Source organism: Paenibacillus turicensis (assembly GCF_050461185.1).
Classification (GTDB): domain Bacteria; phylum Bacillota; class Bacilli; order Paenibacillales; family Paenibacillaceae; genus Fontibacillus; species Fontibacillus turicensis_A.
In genome coordinates this window covers 507,026-523,442 of the sequence record NZ_JBCMOR010000005.1, presented here as the reverse complement: position 1 = coordinate 523,442, position 16,417 = coordinate 507,026, and the positions used below count along the sequence as shown (strand labels likewise).

Here is a 16,417-nt window from a genome sequence, read left to right as displayed (position 1 = left end):
GTTAGCTTATTGTAATTCTTGATTTTAAAGTTTGAACTTAATTATTTTTGACCGTAATAAGCATCTTTCCCATGCTTACGAAGATAGTGCTTATCCAAAATATTTTGAGGCAATTCCTTTGCAAAATGATTTAACTCACGCGCATACAAATTCATTTTACAAACCTCTTCAAGTACAACACTGTTCACAACCGCGGATTTAACATCCTTCCCCCAAGTAAACGGTGCGTGACCATGCAATAACACGGCAGGAATGGCCATTACATCAAGTCCACGTTGCTGGAAGGTTTCAATAATTACATTTCCTGTCTCCGCCTCATACCCACGATCAATTTCTTCCTGATTCAAAAAACGTGCACAAGGGACAGCACCATAAAAAGTATCTGCATGGGTTGTGCCCATCACAGGTACATCAAGACCAGCTTGCGCCCATATTGTTGCCCATGTCGAGTGAGTATGAACAATGCCTCCAATTTCCGCATAATGCTTATATAGTACTGCGTGAGTTGGTGTGTCTGAGGAAGGTCTCAACTCCCCCTCTACCACGTTGCCATCAAAATCAACAACAACCATGTCACTAGGCTTCATCGTGTCGTAGCTGACCCCACTTGGCTTAATGACAAACAACTCACGTTCACGGTCAACCGCACTTGCATTTCCCCATGTGAACTTAACAAGTCCATGCTTCGGCAAATCTAGATTGGCTTGAAAAACCTCTTCTTTAAGCTGTTCTAGCATTTCTTATTCCCTCCCATTCTCTAGCAAATGATCTACAGCGGCTTGCTCAATCGCTAGACCACCTTGATAACGCTCCATAAATACGTCAAAACCCTTCACATCAGTAGGGTCTGGTGAAATTTCTTGTCCTTCTACATCTTTAAACACTTTATGTTCAAGGAAATCCTCTAGCGTTTGGGATTGCTCCTTGTTTTTCATATATGAAGCTAATAACGCCATTCCCCACGCGCCACCTTCACCTGCGGTAGACATGACAGAAATAGGAACATTTAAAGCAGCCGCAACAATTTTTTGTCCTACAATTGGAGTTTTGAACAAACCACCGTGCGCTAAAATACTATCAATCGCCACATGCTCATTATGAGTTAAAATATCCATACCTAGCTTTAGAGCACCAAATGCAGTAAATAAATGAGTTCTCATAAAATTAGCTAAATTGAAATTACTTTCAGGAGAACGAACAAATAACGGTCTACCTTGGTCAATACCTGTAATATTTTCACCAGATAAATAACCATAGCTAAGCAAGCCACCACCGTCAGGGTCACCCTCTAACGCCTTATTAAATAAGACGCTATACAATTTATTATTATCTACTTCAAAACCCATACTCTCAGAAAACTGGCGGAATAATCCGATCCAAGCATTCAAATCACTAGAGCAGTTATTGGCGTGAACCATCCCAACAGGATGTCCATTAGGCGTTGTCACCATATCAATTTCAGGGTATACCTTGGACAATTCCTTTTCTAACACGATCATGGCAAATACAGATGTACCTACAGACACATTCCCTGTCCGTTTTTTTACACTATTTGTCGCGACCATACCTGTGCCTGCATCACCTTCTGGCGGACACAGCGGAATATCGCCCTGCAAGTCTCCAGATGGGTCCAAAATACGCGCGCCTGCTTCCGTTAATGCACCTGCATTTTCACCCGCAAGATAGACCTTTGGAAGAATACCTTGTAAACTCCATGGATAATTACGATCAGCGATCAACCCTTCGAATTGCTCTACCATTCCTTGATGGTAGTTATGTGTACCTTCATCTATAGGAAAAACACCTGAAGCATCACCAATTCCGATTGCCTTATTGCCTGTTAACAACCAATGGATATAGCCTGCTAACGTTGTAACAAAGTCAATTTGTGGCACATGCTCCTCTTTATTTAAAATTGCTTGATATAAATGAGCGATACTCCAGCGCTCAGGAATATTAAATTGGAATCTCTCTGTCAGCTCTTTTGCCGCTACACCTGTTGTTGCATTCCGCCAAGTACGGAACGGAACAAGCAGCTTGCCTGTCTGGTCAAATGCCATATAGCCATGCATCATCGCAGAAAAGCCAATCGCGCCAACAGTTTGCAAAATAAGACCATATTTTTGTTCAACCTCTTGCTTCATTTCACGATACGCAGTTTGAAGTCCTGTAATAATGTCCTCCTGATTGTAGGTCCAATATCCATCCTTCAACAAATTTTCCCATTCATAACTTCCTGATGCAATCGTCTCAAATTGGTCATCCATCAGCACCGCTTTAATTCGCGTAGATCCAAATTCGATACCTAAAGCTGTTTCTCCCTTAGCTATCGCTTCCTTTAAGCCTACATGATTCATAATCATGTATGCCTCCTCTCTGTGCATAGTTTGTACATAAACGATACAGTAAAAAATGAGGGCGATACTAATTATCCTTTTGTTCTTATTATACAAACAATAAAAGAATACGCTTTCTTATACTCAGCAATAGTATATTTTTTGTACGTACATTTGTCAATATAAAGTAGTAGTTATACATACATAAAATAATTTTAAAATATGTCTATATGCAAAAATTAGTTTTATTATCAAGGTGATGAACGTTTTCATTGCTCGGAAATCATGTTAAGATATGTACGTACAAATTTCAAAGGAACAAGGATGAGAATGATGAATGACATGAAACCTAAATATCAAGTCATTATTGATGATATAAAAAGCAATATTTTATCAGGAACCTATAAAGTAGGTGAACAGATACCCACGGAGTTAGCACTACAAGAAAGCTATAACGTCAGTCGGCAAACGGTGCGTAAGGCAATTTTAGAATTATCGAATGAAGGGTTCCTGCGAAGCGAAAAAGGGTCTGGTACTTATGTAAGCCACCAATATCGCTCTAAATCAAATGGGGGCGGGAGCAAAAAAACGATTGGTGTCATTACCACCTACATTTCCGATTATATTTTCCCGTCGATTATTCGTGGGATTGAGGGGCGTTTAAACGAAGATAACTATTCATTACTGCTAGCTAGCACCAATAACGATATCGCTCAGGAAAAAAAGGCGCTAGAGATGATGCTCTCCTACGGTGTGGATGGTTTAATTATTGAGCCTACAAAAAGTAATTTATATAACCCCAACATCGCTTATTACTTGTCGTTTAAAGAGCAAGACGTGCCCTTTGTGATGATTAACGCTTATTACGAGGAGCTAGACGTCCCTTTCTTTTGCTTAGATGATGTGCAGTCTAGTTATTTAGCAACCAAAGAGCTGATTATGAATGGTCATACGCAAATCGGGATAATTGCCAAAATGGATGATATGCAAGGTAAGTATCGGATGAAGGGTTATATTAAAGCGCTGGGCGAAGCAAAGTTACGTTTCCTGCCGGAGCATGTGCTTTCTTTTGATACAGCCTCTAAGCTGAATTTGTCTAAAAATTTAGAAATATTTCTAAACGATCAGCGTGATGAGCTAACGGCTATTGTCTGCTACAATGATGAAGTCGGGTTAGAGGTCGTAAATGGTTGTAAAAACCTCAATATTGCCATTCCAGATGAACTATCTATCATCGGGCAAGACAATTCCTATATTGCTAAAAATGCAAACATTAAGCTAACCACCTTAACCCATCCGCAGGAGCAGATGGGTCGTGATGCCGCGGATTGGATTATTAAAAGCCTGCAAGGCAAAAAAGACCTGCCTAATCAAACCTATTACCAACCTACACTTATTGCAGGAGAAACGGTAAAGGAAATCGAAGTCGAATAGTGGTATTTAAAGAATTATAAGGGAAACTCCAATTGAAAATCTCTTGGGTCATTCTCATATAATTCTTTATTTATTTCTACCGCCTCTTTACAACCCATCGCAAAATAAAATGCAATTGTTTGTTCAGCGGAACCAGCACAAATATATATCTTATCTGCTTTCCATTCTCTGGCTACTTCTGCAATTTGCAAGAATAGATTTTTACCAATTCCTTTGTTTCTATGCTCTAATGATATAAATAACTGGTCTAATAAAACGTAGTTATACTTTTCACCAAAGAACTTACGGTTTATTGTTGCGAAACCCATTAATTTTCCACTTTCATCAAAAGCACCTATAGCTTCACCATCACTTAAAACAGTTGCTTTTAAATTATTGAAATGATGTTCGTAACCATTAGCCCAATCAGAATCTTGATAATTAATTTCGACTAACTTGCGTTTTCCATCTACTTCTCTCCATGCTCTTTTTATGAATTGCGAAGAGACAGAGAGATTCTGAAGATTGTCTCTTAAAATCATATTCCATCAATACATTTACTTCAATTAAAAGGAATATGATTTTAACACAATCGCAAGAACCCTCTGTCCCGCAGCTTCCATCCCTTCATTGTCAACTACTAATTTAAAACCTCCCAGCAATTCCCTTACTAAACAATCCGTAAATTAGGAACCCTCCAGCTAACCCACCTAAATGCGCCATCCAGTTTACATTTGGCATAATAAATGAGAATACAATACCAAAGATCAACAGGCTGTATAACGTCTTACGTGAGCTCTCATCCATTTTCATTCCTTGGAATAAGGCGATAAACAAAAATGCACCATATACTCCAAACACTGCGCCTGAAGCCCCAGTAGACAACGCACCTCTGTCTAATGTTTGATAATACAGTAAGGTAATTACATTCCCTACAACACCACTACCTAAATAAAGCAGCAAATATCTAAAGCTTCCCATTAATCGCTCCAATGGTGGGGCAAAAACTAAAATCGAAAAGCTATTCGAAAATAAATGATTAAACCCTTGGTGCAAAAATATTGCTGAAACTAAACGCCACCATTCCTGATCTGACGGTGGAATATTTGTTAATGCACCATATTGCAATAATACGTAAGGATCAGTTGATCCACCTTTTATACTTAAAAAAATAAACACCAACACATTGGCAAGTAACAATAAACATGTAATGGGGTAATATTTGATATAGCTTTTCCAGTTTTCGTACCGAATAAAAATCATGTAATCTATCCTTTCTGTAAGTCAATCATTGGACAAGTCCTTTTTAAAAAGCTTATAATTAAAATTGTATCAAATTAATTATACAACGCTTAGGAGGAGAATAAAAATGACACAAGCTCGTGCAACATTTAAGGGAAATCCGATTACGCTTATTGGACCAGAATTAAAGGTTGGGGATACAGCACCAGATTTCAAGCTTAACAAAGACCTCGTGACTGAAGTTTCCCTGAAAGACTATGAAGGAAAAATCAAATTGATTAGTGTCGTGCCTTCTCTCGATACAGGCGTATGCGATGCTCAAACACGTCGTTTTAATCAAGCAGCTGCTGATCTTGGTGAGGAAGTTGTTATCCTAACCGTTAGTGTTGACTTGCCATTCGCTCAAGCTCGTTGGTGTGGCGCAGCAGGTATTGAATCTGTGATCACACTTTCTGATTATAAAGATAATGAATTCGGCAAAGCTTATGGTGTATTAATTGATGAGTTCAAGTTAGACCATAGAGCGGTTTTTGTTATCGACCAACATAACAAAATTCAATATGTAGAATACTTAAAGGAAATGGCTGACCATCCTAACTATGATGAGCCAATTCATGTAGTTAAAAAGCTGTTAGCTTAAACTTAATTAGCTCAAAAACCAGAACAAGCAGCCATAATAAGGCATTAAAGAAATTTTAAATCTAAATTCAAAGACGAAAGCGAGTAGAGAACAAATCCCTACTCGCTTTGTTTATAGCAATGATCACTTAAGAAACTTTGTAGGATGAAAACTTCTTATCTAAAACTCTAAACAAGTGTAAAATAACGCGGTAATTTGAACCCATATCACCAAAAGAACCTCGGGTTGCTGAATAAATATCAATGGCAGTGCGTGTTGGACCTGTCGAAATGATAGATACTGTAACATCCATCGTTCTTCCTAGCTTCGTTTTCTTCTCTAAAATAATTTCCCCCACAGACTCAACCTCATGTGTAACCTTGTAGCCTGGGATTTTTTTCAAAACAGAAGTAACTTCCTCCCACATTCGATCTCTACTCATTTGATAATATCTTGTTTTCAATTCTGGAACCTTAGCGCGGTCGCTTGTTCCCTCCTGACTCCGAATAATGCCAGTTAATACTCTCTTAAATGACAACCCGTTCTTCCTCCTTCGTCACCTTACACTAATTTGAAGAATACATTTTATAATTATATAGTCTACCATTATCTTCAAACAAACAAAAGCGAAACACTAGTAACCATTTAAAATATAAAAAAACAACACCCCATACGCCCATCACTTGAGCCCACAAAGTGTTGCTTTAAATTACATAATAGGACCCGCCTATGCCGTCCAGTTATATTATCTCGAACCTGCATAGCAGGTGGGTGACCGCGGCAACAAGCTTCGAAGTCCCCTCATCATATAGATAGGGCCTTTCGTCATTTGTTGCAATATAAGTCTCCCGAGATAAAGTCATTGGTTCAAAATAACATAAAACCGAAACGTACATCGCAGGACGTAAATCTATTATAGAACTTTGTTAACTAAATGTAAACTTACTTGTTATCTAATTTTGGCGTTTCTACGATATCAGAATTTTCTGTAATCTCCGTATTTTCTGTTTCACTAGCCTCTGCTTTTTGTTCCTCAGCTTCACGCATTTTTTGTACCTTTTCTTGTAGCTTGTTATGGCCAAGATAAAAATTATAAAAAGCAACAAATGCGGTTAAGCTTACAAATCCAAACAAAATCAGCCAAGGAAAGCGGTAGGTTAGAAAACCTAACAGTACTGTACATAACACCGTGGAAAGTACGCGAAATGGATTAATAATCGTTAACAAAATTGAATTTTTAAGTAAAATAGATACTTTTAAATGGTAATGTGCTACCAAACCAAAAAAGTTAAATAAGGACACAAATAATACAATTAAAAAAACGAGCATAATCATGCCAAGAAGCTGTAAATTTTTAAATTGATTCATATATACACGATAATCAATAATCATGATCACGATTAGCAATGTATAAAAAATACCGCCTAAAAAGCTTTGCTTATAGTTTTCTTTGTACCCTTTAAAATAAGTTTTTGTAACACCCACATCACCTTCACCCATAACCCATTTCCGAGTAACTGAGAACAAAGCAGCGGTAGCTGGGAATAGTGTAAACGGTGCCAAAATTGCCATAAAAAATAAAGTCTGGCTGCCTAAAATCTCTTTATCCGCAGTTGGAGCAAACAACCATGTTATCGGGAAAAACAAAAACGGAGATGAACAAATAAGCCAAAGTAGGTTACTGCCCGATATTCTCATAATCCATTCGGTGATTTTATAAAATCCACCCATCATTCCTTTAGGTTCCAAGTACAATTTCTCCCCTCACAGATATTTATATATCTCTACTATACTACTATACATGAATCAACAATCATCCACCAACTATTTTAGTCATTTTTTCACTAAAATGATGCTAATTAAATCATAAGAAAGAAGACACAAGTACCTCTACTTGCGTCTTCCTTCTATCGTTATTTAAAGCTCAAGCTTACGATGTAAGTTTAAGCTTTTATGCACAATTACTTAGGTGTATTTTCTGAACGTTTTTGTGGTCTACGTTCTCCACCATTACTATTTCCGCCTGTACGAGGTTTACGATCAGATGAGCGATAATCACGTCCACCTTCACCACGATTATCACGGTTTTCACGTCCGCCTTCACGATTATCGCGATTGTATCCGCCTTTACCACTACCATAACCACCACGGCTTCCACCTTCACGATTATCACGACGGTAGCTACCTCCACGGTTGTTACCATAGCCACTTGGCTTACGTCCGCTTGAGCGGATATCTGGGTTACGACGTTTCACACGAATTGGCTCTTCTGGTGTAAGCTCAATATTTGCCTTTTCGTTTTTATCACCTGTAATTAGCTTAAACGCAGCTGCAAGCAAATTAACTGAATCATATTGCTCAAGAAGCTGAATCGCCATACCTTTGTATTCACCAAGCTCACCAACTTCAACAAGCTCAAGAATACGTTCTGCTGTAATGCGTTGCTTCCCTTCAATCGCTTCCGCAATACTAGGAAGTGGCTTACGAGTAATTTTGTGACGGGTAATTCTTTCGATAAAGTGTAAATGATCGATTTCTCTAGGAGTAACAAAGGACCAAGCTGCTCCTTCTTTACCAGCACGACCTGTACGACCGATACGGTGTACATAGCTCTCAGGATCTTGTGGCAAGTCAAAGTTCACAACATGCGTTACGCCTGATACATCTAGACCACGTGCAGCCACATCTGTAGCTACTAATACATCAATGCTGCCATCACGGAATTTACGCATTACATTATCACGTTGGTTTTGAGACAAGTCACCGTGTAATCCATCTGCGGAGTAACCACGTTTTTGTAATGCTTCTGCTAGCTCATCCACACGACGTTTTGTGCGACCAAAAACAATCGCTAGATCTGGTGATTCCATATCAAGCAAACGAGATAACGCATCAAATTTTTGACGTTCATGTACTTCAATGTATGCCTGGTCAATCAGTGGAGCACTGACTTGCTTAGGAATAACGGAGACATGCTCTGGGTTTTTCAAAAATTGGTCTGCCAATTTTCGAATGTTTGCTGGCATCGTTGCGGAGAATAACATCGTTTGACGTTCTTCAGGAACTTGCTTCAAGATGGACTGAATATCTTCCATGAAGCCCATATCCAACATTTCATCTGCTTCATCTAGAACAACAGTTTGTACATCTTCTAGTTTAATCGTTTTACGGTTAATATGATCAAGCAAGCGCCCTGGTGTTCCGATAATAATCTGAGGTTTCTTCTTCAAAGCACGAATCTGACGGACGATATCTTGTCCACCATAAATCGGAAGCGAACGAATTCCTTTAAAGCGAGAAAGCTTTCCAATCTCTTCTGCAACCTGAATCGCAAGCTCACGTGTTGGTGTCATAATTAAAGCAACAATTTTTTCTTCCTCTTTTGCAATTTTGTTAATAAGAGGTAGACCAAATGCTGCAGTTTTCCCTGTACCAGTCTGAGCTTGTCCAATCAAATCATGTCCCTTCATTGCAAACGGGATTGATTTCGCCTGGATTGGAGTTGCCTCCTCAAATCCTAGCTCTGTAACTGCTTGTAGCACCTTTGGCTCTAGGCCGAATTCTGCAAATGTGTTCAAATTTTTCATACTCCTTCTATCGTAGTGGACATTCCACTTTCTTGAATGTATTCTTAAGTAGCGCTTGGAATGTTTATAGACTATCCAAATAGCCTATAAAGTTTACATAGGGCATTTGATTTCCTTTATCAAATTCCAATATTTCATTCCGCTGTAATTAGCGGTACTATATTTTGTCAAAATTTCACGTACTCAAGAATATCTAAAACATTATAGCACATAACAATCAAGGAACACCAGCAAACGTAAGCGTCTACTTTTAAATTTTTCTGTGAGGTGAATCACAATTGATCAAGGAAATTAGAAAAATCATTACGATAATCTTAGGAGCCGCTTTTATTGCAGCAGGCTTCAATTTATTTTTAGTCCCGCATCATTTGCTTAGTGGTGGGGTTTCTGGTTTGTCGATGTTAACCAATTATTTTACTCCCATTGATTTAAGCTTATTATATTTGCTATATAATGTTCCGTTGTTGATTGCAGGTATTATTTTTCTTGGCAAAAGATTTATTGGACTAACCATTTTATCAGTCGCGACTGTAACCTGGTTCATTGCGATCATTCCTACCCCTGACAACTTATTAACGAATGATACCTTTTTATCAGCTGTATTTGGTGGAGTCCTTGTTGGACTTGGGGCAGGGATTTCATTTCGAGTGGGTGGATCTACAGGGGGCTTCGATATTATTGGCTCCATTATTACAAGATATCGTGATTTCCCAATAGGCAATGTGCTGGTTGCATTAAATGCGTCTGTCATTTTGGCTGCGGGGTATCTTGAAGGAAACTGGAATACAGCGTTAGCCTCTATGGTATCGATTTATTTAACGGGGAAGGTCATCGATCTCATCCATATCAGCCATATTAAAATTACTGTGTTTATTGTGACAGACCAGACAGAGGAAATGTTATCTCACCTGTTAAAAATTCCGCGCGGGGTTACTTTAATTAAAACAGAGGGCGCTTTTTCCCATAAAGAAAAGGATATGCTTATGACAGTAACGACTCGATATGAATTAGCAGAGCTAAAAGAAATTATCACTAAAAGTGATCCAAAGGCTTTTGTTAACATTGTGGAAACGGTGGGAATTATGGGATCCTTCCGAAAAGGATAAATAATACATTTTTTACATTGTATAAATCAGTGAAACAACCATTTCAATTTACATTTGATATGTTATAATAGCCTTATGCAATTTATGCTTTACCCTACTCATCAGCTATCTCTCTGCAAGAATGATTCTAGATGTGAATGATTCTAAGGTGGAAAGGGTGGTTTATATGGAGGTAGAGACTGTTAAACTGCACCAAATTGTCATGAAATGGTTCCCTGATATGTTACCCTTCTTGAATGAAGATGAGTTAAACTCCAAAATCATCTTGCGTGATGGTCTTACGATTTTAGAACCAGATGACGCACTTGAAATTATTCATTTTAGTATTTGCAGACATCAAAGCAGTAGCTTTTTACATTAATACCAAGAACAAATGTTTTTGCGTTAAAGCCGCTTCCTTTATTTCTTGAAGGGGGCGGCTGTTTATATGGATAAGAAATGGAGCGTTTTACAATGAGGCAAACTTATACGTTAAAGCAAAAGTATATACAATTTCTACATATTATGATTCCGATATTTATTACGCAAACTGCGCTTTCGTTAATGGCATTTATCGATACCAGTATGTCAGGTCATGTGAGTAAAGAGGATATGGCTGGCGCAGCTATCGGGTCTAGCTTATGGCTTCCAATCCAGACTGGAATTAGTGGGATTTTAATGGGAATTACCCCTATCGTTGCAGGCTATATTGGTGCGAAGCAAAGGGAAAAAGTTGGTTATTCTGTTTTCCAAGCTTTATGGTTAGCGGTTGGGGTAAGCTTAAGCGTATTACTCGTTGGAATATTTACAGTAAGTCCCATCCTTAATTATATGGGGTTAGATCCAAAGGTACATCATATCGCTTATTATTTTTTAACCGCACTTGCTGTTGGAATATTCCCTTTGTTTGGTTATACTGTACTCCGCTCCTTTATTGATGCACTTGGGCAAACGAAGATTTCTATGGCGATCACTTTATTAACTTTACCTTTAAATGTTGGCGCAGGTTACGTTTTGATTTTTGGACATTTAGGTTTTCCTAGGTTAGGTGGGATTGGATCTGGCGTAGCAACCGCATTTACCTACTGGTGTATTTTTATCATTGCAATTGTTATCGTCCATAAGCATCCTGCCTGCTCAAGCTATGGTGTATTTCATAAATTTTATAAGCTATCACTTACGAAATGTAAAGAAATTATGAAAATAGGCGTGCCTATGGGTTTTGCCATCTTTTTCGAAACAGCAATTTTTGCCGCGATCACGTTACTTATGAGTCAATTTGATACTGCAACGATCGCTGCGAACCAAGCCGCCAACAATTTTTCTGGTACATTATATATGTTCCCGCTAAGTATTTGTCTCAGCTTAACGATTTTGGTTGGATATGAGGTTGGAGCATCACGTCATAAGGATGCGAAGCAATATGCTAAATTAGGTATATTTACAGCCATTGGATTCTCACTCGTCGCTGCACTTATTTTACTTACATTTAATTATGAGGTTGCTTCAATCTATTCCAATGAGCTTGATGTCATTGATCTTATTCAGCACTTTTTAATTTACGCGATCTTTTTTCAAATTTCGGATGCCATCGCAACCCCAACACAAGGTGTGCTTCGTGGTTATCGAGACGTCAACAGCACGTTTTGGATCACATTAGTAGCGTATTGGATTATTGGATTACCGCTTGGTTATATTTTAGCAAACTTTACTACAAATGGTCCTTACGGTTACTGGATTGGCCTCATTACAGGTCTAGGGATCGCCGCAGTTTTCCTATTATATCGTTTGAAGAAAATTCAACGTAGAACTGAAACAGAGATTGTTCCTTCTTAACATTTAACATATTAAAAATTAACAAAAAACAGGCATTCACATTCAAAAGCAATAAGTGAGTGCCTGTTTTAGTATTTTCATTAGAAATAGGTTTTTAAATTAAACCTTATTGAGATAGACGAGAAGCCAAATCGTATAGCTCTACATCAAATACTTTTTTCGTAGATACCACTTTTTCGATATCCGTCAAAATCATTTGGCCACCAATCATACCACAAGCTTTATTAGATTCTCCTGCAATTAAGCTACGTACAGCAAAATCACCTAAACGACTCGCTAAATTGCGATCAAATGGAGTTGGTGAACCACCACGTTGAATATGACCTAATACAGTCGCACGCGGCTCCAAGGATGGTTGACGAGATTTAATCGCATTAACCACTTCTTCTCCTGAGCATACGCCTTCTGCAACAATAACAATGCTATGTCTCTTCCCTTTATCAAAGTTTTGTCTCATGCGATCAGCCACTTCATTTAAGTCATAAGGCATTTCAGGAACAAGAATCGTTTCAGCACCAGAAGCTAGTCCTGCATATAAAGCAATGTCACCAGCATGACGACCCATAACTTCAACAACAGAAGCACGTTCATGGGATGACATTGTGTCACGAAGTTTGTTAACTGCATCTACAACGATACTAACGGCAGTATCAAAACCAATCGTATAATCGGTAAAAGAAATATCGTTGTCAATGGTTCCTGGAAGGCCCATCGTTTTAATTCCTAGCTTACTAAGCTTTTCTGCACCATGATATGAACCGTCCCCACCAATAACAACTAAACCGTCAATCCCACGATCACGTAAAATTTGTGCGCCTTTAGCTTGTCCTTCTGGGGTCTTGAATTCTAGGCAACGCGCAGATTGAAGAATTGTACCTCCACGTTGGATAATGTCACCCACGCTGCGAATGTCCATAGAGAAAATATCTTCATTAAGCAAGCCTTGATATCCACGTTGAATACCAAATACTTCTAAGCCATAATATAATCCACTACGCACTACAGCACGCACAGCTGCGTTCATCCCTTGAGAATCTCCACCGCTTGTAAGTACTGCGATTTTTTTAATTTGTGACATATGAATTCCTCCTAAAATGTAAGCTGTAACCTTTAAAACCTATAGCATTTATATATGTTTGCGAATCCAACGACTGTTAACGAAAAAAAACAAACGCATAAGCGGACTTTTTCTCATTAACTTTCTAGAGGCGTCGCGTATTTCTTTTTGTTGACTTACCTTCGGATCTGATAAATATAGAGCAACAAGGCCTTCTATAATCATGACATGGAATGACGAGGCTGGTAAAGCAGCAACATCACGTCTAGCATTTTCAATGATCATCGTAATTCGTTGTATCATCGATTCTCGCGAATCATAGTAACTACAGAAATTGAGGTCTCCGCCAATCTCATCTTCCTCTTGATCAATTAAATAATCAAGCATAATATGTAATCCACATACATGAGGAAAATAACTATCAAATATTTTTTTAGCATCTGTGTCAAGTAATGTCTTACTACTCGCAGCTAAAAACAACATAAAGACACCTAATGTCGAACCTGTTGCTGCTGCAAACTCATTCCATTGTAAATGAGGTGTACGGTATTTATTATCTTCCCACCATTTCAACAGCGCAGTTTCACGTTCATTAGGATGAATGTGCTTATACACTTGAAGATCACTATACAGCGATACTAATTCAACAATATAAGGTTTAACTGTCTCATAGCTAGGTAGCTCAGCTATTTTTAACCGACAAGCTTCAACTAAGGATAGCAAATAGGCCCCATCTTCTTTTTCCTCACGTAAAGCATAATAATCTTGTGGCTCTCTGTTAGGATCTACCGCATCTAGCATACTTTGATGCAATAATCGAAAATCATCAGGGTCCATTGAAGTACTGCGATCACATAAATTATCTAAGTAATCACTAATGCTTTGGAAAGCAACGATTAAAGGAATCAAAACATGACGTTGCGCCAAGTTTGCGGCTGCATACACACTGCCTCCTTGGCAATGAAACTCCTTAGTAGCAATGCTAGCTAACGCTTGCTTTCTTAATTCAGGATCAGGAATTTGTGCAGCATTATGCTTCCAGAAATCTAGTTCCTTGCGTACATCCGGTAAAATAAACTTGTACACCCGACTCATCAGCCGAAAAGGTTCACGAGGTATTTTATTGTGGCTTTGCTCAAATTCAAACACTAAGGCACGCCTCCAAGGTGTAGTTAACATCATAATCCAATGTCCAATAACAGACATCAGCGCTTATATTATAATATGATCTAACTTTTTGCACAAATAAACTAAATCACAACTCCATTATAAGCTTTAATTTTGCTAAATTCAGGAGGGTATCTATATGTAACAGCATTGATAATTTCATTTTTTCGCGACGCTACTTCCTCCTGAGGGAGATCAACGATAATATCTTCTACATCATGAGGTCCAATACGCCAATGTCCTAACACAGCGCCCTGAAACTGCCCATCAATCAATAAATATTGTAATACTTCTTTCCCACTATAGCGTTTTTTTAATTGCGATAAAAATGCCCTAACTAGAAAGTCAGACTTATCCAGCATAAACACGCTACGTGGTAGCGATGGGTTCAGCTCTTTTTTTCCAGTCTCACTATTATCCTGATTGTTTTTACTAGATCGGTCAAAATCCGTGGCACACATCCAGCCTTCTCCTATTCCCCCCACCTCGGTTGCCATAAGCTTTCCGGTCTGAAGTGCACTGTCAACAACCATCTTTATCGTTTTAGCTGTAAACCCACTCCAGCTTTTAAATTGCTCCATATCCGTAAAAACCATCACTTTAACAAAGCGGATTAAAACCTCTTCGATCGCTTCAAGACGACTTGTCTCATCTGTTGGAATTTCAAACCATTGCTCAGCGAAATCAAGCCATCCCGTTTCCCATTCACTATCGACCTGTTCTTCCACAAGTAAAAATGCTTGTTGTAAAGCCTGCAGCGCTGCACCAATTTCTTTTGCTGTATAAGGTAATATTTCCTTTAACTGATCCTTAGTCAAGCCTCCAGACTGCTTAACAGCTTTATACACATCCTCGTGGACCTGGCTCATCTGTGCTGGCACTTTTCGAAATGCAGTTGCATACAACTGTAAATCATCCTCCGATACGTAGGCTACTCGTCCATCTTGGAATCTTGACTTTACAATCACATGCTTCTCACGCAAATAGAAAGCAATATTGGAATCATTAAAAACTGTACGATGTACGAGGGAAGGTGGCTCACCAGGTCGACCAAAAAAAACGGGGGCAACAGGCTGAAGTGATTTAAACATGGAGAGATAGGCTTCCTCGTCGGTAGCCTCTGTTAAAGGATGTGATAGTCCTTGACGAGCCATTCTTAGTCTTATCACTTGATCGATTGTCCAGTTCATTCCTTATCCCCTTCTTGTATGACATGTTGGATCACAAAGTTCATATATATCTCAAAAAAAGACACAGCCTCCTGGCTGTGCCTTTCATATCATGCTTAGAACTAAACTTTATAAGTCATCCTGGATAGGAAATAATCTTATAATTTAGTTACGTTAGCAGCTTGTTGACCACGGTTACCTTCAGTAATTTCGAATTCTACGGCTTGACCTTCGTCTAATGTCTTGAAGCCTTCGTCTTGAATCGCTGAGAAGTGTACAAATACATCTTCGCCGCCTTCAACTTGAATAAAACCGTAACCTTTTTCTGCGTTAAACCATTTAACTGTACCTTTCAAATGAACAACCTCCTAAAAATAATCACCATCATTGGTGAATAACCATATTATACTCTATGACTTGGGACAATGCAATGTGACATTTTTCTCTCTTTTTATTTTTAACCAGTTCCATAGACCTGAACTTTTAGTGGACAAACCTAAGGTTTTATTTGCTTTCCCGTCATGGCTAAGGTATCATTTCTTAAGATTGTACTCTTAAAAAAGACAACACAATATAATGAAGAAGGTTGGCGTACGCGATGATGAAAAAGCATCAAATATATAAAAAAGATAAGTGGAATATGATGACAGTAGAGGTTCAGGGTAGATACATCGTACTAAGAGAAATTTCTGAACAATGGGGCGAGGAAACTCATAATTTCCTAAGCCGCCCTGCCATGATGGAATGGGCTAAAAATCGTTTCCCTAAAGAACAATACATAGAACGTGAGGCAGAATGGGAAGAGATTATGGAAGCCTTTAAAAATATTTAAGAGGTGAAATATGGACAGTTCTAATCTTGTAATATTTACAATTTCCTCTTTTGCATTAGGGGCTATATTGCTCA

The 16,417-nt window shown here is 38.5% G+C and carries 17 protein-coding genes and 1 other RNA gene; 6 read left to right on the top strand and 12 right to left on the bottom strand.

What is annotated here, in order from left to right; genetic code table 11:
- Window positions 1-41: 41 nt before the first annotated feature.
- Window positions 42-737: an L-ribulose-5-phosphate 4-epimerase gene (locus ABE099_RS04495; RefSeq protein WP_430027757.1), complete on the bottom strand. Its 696-nt coding sequence runs from the start codon at window positions 735-737 to the stop codon at window positions 42-44.
- 3 nt (window positions 738-740) lie between these two features.
- Window positions 741-2,357 carry a xylulokinase gene (locus ABE099_RS04490; protein ID WP_430030461.1) on the bottom strand — a complete coding sequence of 539 codons (1,617 nt, stop codon included), beginning with the start codon at window positions 2,355-2,357 and terminating at the stop codon, window positions 741-743.
- 321 nt (window positions 2,358-2,678) lie between these two features.
- On the opposite strand from ABE099_RS04490, the gene ABE099_RS04485 reads away from it, so the two are divergent.
- Window positions 2,679-3,770 carry a GntR family transcriptional regulator gene (locus ABE099_RS04485; RefSeq protein ID WP_430030459.1) on the top strand — a complete coding sequence of 364 codons (1,092 nt, stop codon included), beginning with the start codon at window positions 2,679-2,681 and terminating at the stop codon, window positions 3,768-3,770.
- Between the two features lie 14 nt (window positions 3,771-3,784).
- Here ABE099_RS04485 and ABE099_RS04480 read toward each other — a convergent pair whose 3' ends face one another.
- Both ABE099_RS04480 and ABE099_RS04475 read right to left on the bottom strand, forming a co-directional pair.
- A complete protein-coding gene (locus ABE099_RS04480) occupies window positions 3,785-4,291 on the bottom strand; it encodes a GNAT family N-acetyltransferase (RefSeq protein ID WP_430027755.1) in 507 nt (168 codons plus the stop codon).
- Window positions 4,292-4,394: 103 nt separating this feature from the next.
- Window positions 4,395-5,012 carry a rhomboid family intramembrane serine protease gene (locus ABE099_RS04475; protein ID WP_430027753.1) on the bottom strand — a complete coding sequence of 206 codons (618 nt, stop codon included), beginning with the start codon at window positions 5,010-5,012 and terminating at the stop codon, window positions 4,395-4,397.
- A gap of 106 nt (window positions 5,013-5,118) precedes the next feature.
- Between ABE099_RS04475 and tpx the strand changes: the two genes are divergently transcribed.
- Window positions 5,119-5,631: a thiol peroxidase gene (gene tpx, locus ABE099_RS04470; protein WP_210089536.1), complete on the top strand. Its 513-nt coding sequence runs from the start codon at window positions 5,119-5,121 to the stop codon at window positions 5,629-5,631.
- Window positions 5,632-5,758: 127 nt separating this feature from the next.
- Here tpx and ABE099_RS04465 read toward each other — a convergent pair whose 3' ends face one another.
- From ABE099_RS04465 to ABE099_RS04450, 4 genes are all read right to left on the bottom strand, one after another.
- The gene (locus tag ABE099_RS04465; protein WP_210089537.1) at window positions 5,759-6,148 is read right to left on the bottom strand and encodes a DUF1499 domain-containing protein; all 390 of its coding nucleotides are present in this window, start codon (window positions 6,146-6,148) and stop codon (window positions 5,759-5,761) included.
- A 178-nt stretch (window positions 6,149-6,326) separates the two neighbouring features.
- Window positions 6,327-6,517, bottom strand: a non-coding RNA gene (gene ssrS / locus ABE099_RS04460) — 6S RNA.
- A 35-nt stretch (window positions 6,518-6,552) separates the two neighbouring features.
- A complete protein-coding gene (locus tag ABE099_RS04455; RefSeq protein WP_430027751.1) occupies window positions 6,553-7,359 on the bottom strand; it encodes a YesL family protein in 807 nt (268 codons plus the stop codon).
- Between the two features lie 212 nt (window positions 7,360-7,571).
- Window positions 7,572-9,188, bottom strand: coding sequence for a DEAD/DEAH box helicase (locus tag ABE099_RS04450; protein WP_430027749.1), 1,617 nt, complete (start codon window positions 9,186-9,188; stop codon window positions 7,572-7,574).
- Between the two features lie 287 nt (window positions 9,189-9,475).
- On the opposite strand from ABE099_RS04450, the gene ABE099_RS04445 reads away from it, so the two are divergent.
- From ABE099_RS04445 to ABE099_RS04435, 3 genes are all read left to right on the top strand, one after another.
- On the top strand, window positions 9,476-10,303 hold the full coding sequence (locus tag ABE099_RS04445) for a YitT family protein (protein ID WP_210089540.1): 828 nt from the start codon (window positions 9,476-9,478) through the stop codon (window positions 10,301-10,303).
- Between the two features lie 166 nt (window positions 10,304-10,469).
- On the top strand, window positions 10,470-10,664 hold the full coding sequence (locus tag ABE099_RS04440) for a hypothetical protein (protein WP_210089541.1): 195 nt from the start codon (window positions 10,470-10,472) through the stop codon (window positions 10,662-10,664).
- Between the two features lie 92 nt (window positions 10,665-10,756).
- Window positions 10,757-12,118 (top strand): MATE family efflux transporter, encoded by a 1,362-nt coding sequence (locus tag ABE099_RS04435; protein WP_430030456.1) that lies wholly within the window; start codon window positions 10,757-10,759, stop codon window positions 12,116-12,118.
- A 106-nt stretch (window positions 12,119-12,224) separates the two neighbouring features.
- On the opposite strand, the gene pfkA is transcribed toward ABE099_RS04435, so the two are convergent.
- From pfkA to ABE099_RS04415, 4 genes are all read right to left on the bottom strand, one after another.
- Window positions 12,225-13,196 carry a 6-phosphofructokinase gene (pfkA, locus tag ABE099_RS04430; RefSeq protein ID WP_430027747.1) on the bottom strand — a complete coding sequence of 324 codons (972 nt, stop codon included), beginning with the start codon at window positions 13,194-13,196 and terminating at the stop codon, window positions 12,225-12,227.
- A gap of 48 nt (window positions 13,197-13,244) precedes the next feature.
- Window positions 13,245-14,354 (bottom strand): tetraprenyl-beta-curcumene synthase family protein, encoded by a 1,110-nt coding sequence (locus ABE099_RS04425; protein WP_430030454.1) that lies wholly within the window; start codon window positions 14,352-14,354, stop codon window positions 13,245-13,247.
- A 71-nt stretch (window positions 14,355-14,425) separates the two neighbouring features.
- Window positions 14,426-15,532, bottom strand: coding sequence for a DNA glycosylase AlkZ-like family protein (locus ABE099_RS04420; protein WP_430027745.1), 1,107 nt, complete (start codon window positions 15,530-15,532; stop codon window positions 14,426-14,428).
- Between the two features lie 137 nt (window positions 15,533-15,669).
- Window positions 15,670-15,867 carry a cold-shock protein gene (locus ABE099_RS04415; RefSeq protein ID WP_430027743.1) on the bottom strand — a complete coding sequence of 66 codons (198 nt, stop codon included), beginning with the start codon at window positions 15,865-15,867 and terminating at the stop codon, window positions 15,670-15,672.
- A gap of 242 nt (window positions 15,868-16,109) precedes the next feature.
- Here ABE099_RS04415 and ABE099_RS04410 point away from each other — a divergent pair, with 242 nt between their 5' ends.
- A complete protein-coding gene (locus ABE099_RS04410; RefSeq protein WP_430027741.1) occupies window positions 16,110-16,343 on the top strand; it encodes a hypothetical protein in 234 nt (77 codons plus the stop codon).
- Window positions 16,344-16,417 lie beyond the last annotated feature (74 nt).